This is a genomic window from Stenotrophomonas sp. 05L44_2 (assembly GCF_056665995.1).
This window is the reverse complement of record NZ_JBFTNR010000689.1, coordinates 1-2,218: the sequence shown is the minus strand read 5'-3', so window position 1 is coordinate 2,218 and position 2,218 is coordinate 1. Positions and strand designations below refer to the sequence as shown.

The window sequence follows — 2,218 nt, the reverse complement described above, 5'->3', positions numbered from 1 at the left end:
GTTTGAAGCCGCCCTGGAACATGGCGATGTTCTCGGCGTAGCTGGCGAACACTTCGTGATGCTCGCTGAGGCGGAAGTTGGCACCCACGCTGGGCAGGAAATTCCTGCTGGCCTTCAGCGAACCGGTGGCGAACTGGTTGTTCGAGCTCGGCAGGATCGGTGTCTTCGCATCGCCCGGCAGCACCTGCGCATCGGAGGTGGCGTGCGGGCTCTTGGCGCCGAACTCCAGGGTCAGGCGGTCATCGAGCAGGCGCCAGGTGTCCTTCAGGAAGAACTGGTGGGTCCTCCAGCGCGTACGCTGGGCGAACACGCCCACATCCGAGGGCAGGGTGTTCATGCCGCTGAGGTCGCGTGGACCGTCCACCGCCGTCTGGTAGCGTTCGGCGCTGCTGGTGTTGCGTTCGTACCAGACGCCACCTTCGAGGCGGTGTGCGCCCAGCTCCCAATCGAAGTACAGCGTGCCRCCATCGCGGTCGATGGTGTAGATGGTGTTGCGGAAGATGATCGGGATTTCCTGCGCGGTGCCTTTGTTGGACCACGCACCGCTGTTCCAGTTGTGGCCTTCGCCGCGGTCATCGTGGTGGTAGGCCAGTGCCCGCAAGCTGAAGCCATCGGCCAGGAAGAAATCACCGGCCAGGTAGTACAGGTTGTCATCGCGCAGGATCTGCCCGGCGGTGAATGCGCCGTCGGCGTCCTTGTCCGGACCGCTGTTGTCGCACTTCTTCGCGTTGAGGCTGGCGGTGTTGCAGTAGGCCTTGGCCACGGCCTTGTTCCAGTCCGGTGCGTAGCCGCCCCAGTCCCAGCCCAGGCCGCGGGACATCTCGTCCTTGGACAGGTAGAAGTAGTCCGCCTGGCTGGTCCGCGAAGTGTCGACGAAACCTGTGATCTGGCCGCTGCCGAAGTTCCACACGCCCTTCGCGTTGAACTGCTTGGTAGTGGATTTGTTGTACGCGGTCTGGTCGTTCCACAGGTCCGAGACCGCGTTCATGCCCGATACGTAGCCGGAGAATCCGTTGTACTCGCCGCTGTCCACGCGCACGAAGGTGCGACGGTTGGCATCGCTGCCGATGGTCTGCACCACGCGGCCGCCCAGTTCCTGCGCTGGGCCGTCGGAGGTATAGGAAATGGTGCCGCCGAGGTTGCTGGTGGACGGCGTGCCGAGGCTGCCGATGCCCACCGCCAGTKCGGCGCCCGCCATGTTCTCGCTGATCAGCGCACGGTTGATGGTCAGGCCGTTGTAGTTGTTGTACGCACCATCGCCCAGCGGCACGCCGTCCAGCGTGTAGCCCAGGCGGGTGGAGTTGAAACCGCGCAGGCTCAGGGTCATCGACTGTTCGTTGGTGCCCAGCGCGTCGGCCGACTGCGCGTTGACGCCGGGCAGCAGGTTGAGCGTCTTCTGCAGGCTGGTACCCGGCGGCAGGATGTCCAGATTCTCGCGGGTGATGCGCTGCACCTGGCGCGCCTCGCCACTGCCGATGACTGAAACCGCATCGAGTTCGGTGGCCGACGGCGCCTGCTGCGCCCACGCGGTCGGTGCAAGGGCCAGGGACAACGCAGCAGCCAACAGGGTCTTGGTCATGGAACAGGCACTCAGGCAAGCGCGAGCCGCCGCATGGAAGCGGAGCTCAGGCAGATGAAAGGGGAAACACGCGATGCGATCACGGGCGCCTTGGGCGCCGCGCGATCAACGTGAAAATGGTGCGCTAGACAGATGACTGTCTGGTGACATGGTCATCGAACCCCGTGCCACGGGTAGATGCCAACCTTGGTTGGCATGCGGCGCTGCGGACCGCTGCGTTGTGTTGTCGAGAGGCGCCAACCAAGGTTGGCATCTACCGGAGTGGCAGCGTCGACGGGATCAACCCGCGTTGCGCGGCTTGCGTGTGCGTTTGGGTTTTGCTGCATCAGCGCCGCTGGCGGCACCATCCTGCAACGCCTGCAGCCACGACAGCGTATCGACATAGTCGATGAAGTGGCGCAGATACCCGGGGCTGGTCGCCTGCATCGTGTCCAGCATGCGCTGCACCAGCACCGCCGAGTTCAGCGGGCCACCATCCGCCGGGGCTTCGGTGCGCAGCGAGYGGCGCACCTGCAGTTCGCTGCGCAGCTSGGACCACTCGCGGCGCACGTCGTCCAGCATCGGCACCTGCGGGTAGTGCAGCAGCGATCGCGACCCGCTGTCGAGGTCGCGCACCAGGGCACGCAATCCCTCCAAAGG

2 protein-coding genes are annotated in these 2,218 nt (G+C 65.0%); both read right to left on the bottom strand.

Annotated elements, in window-relative coordinates; all coding sequences use genetic code 11:
• A partial coding sequence (locus tag AC1VAN_RS19330) for a TonB-dependent receptor (protein WP_480986490.1) occupies positions 1-1,579 on the bottom strand: 1,579 nt, incomplete at its 3' end.
• A gap of 279 nt (positions 1,580-1,858) precedes the next feature.
• Positions 1,859-2,215, bottom strand: a complete 357-nt coding sequence (locus tag AC1VAN_RS19325; RefSeq protein ID WP_480986491.1) for a DUF2894 domain-containing protein — start codon at positions 2,213-2,215, stop codon at positions 1,859-1,861.
• Positions 2,216-2,218: the final 3 nt, after the last annotated feature.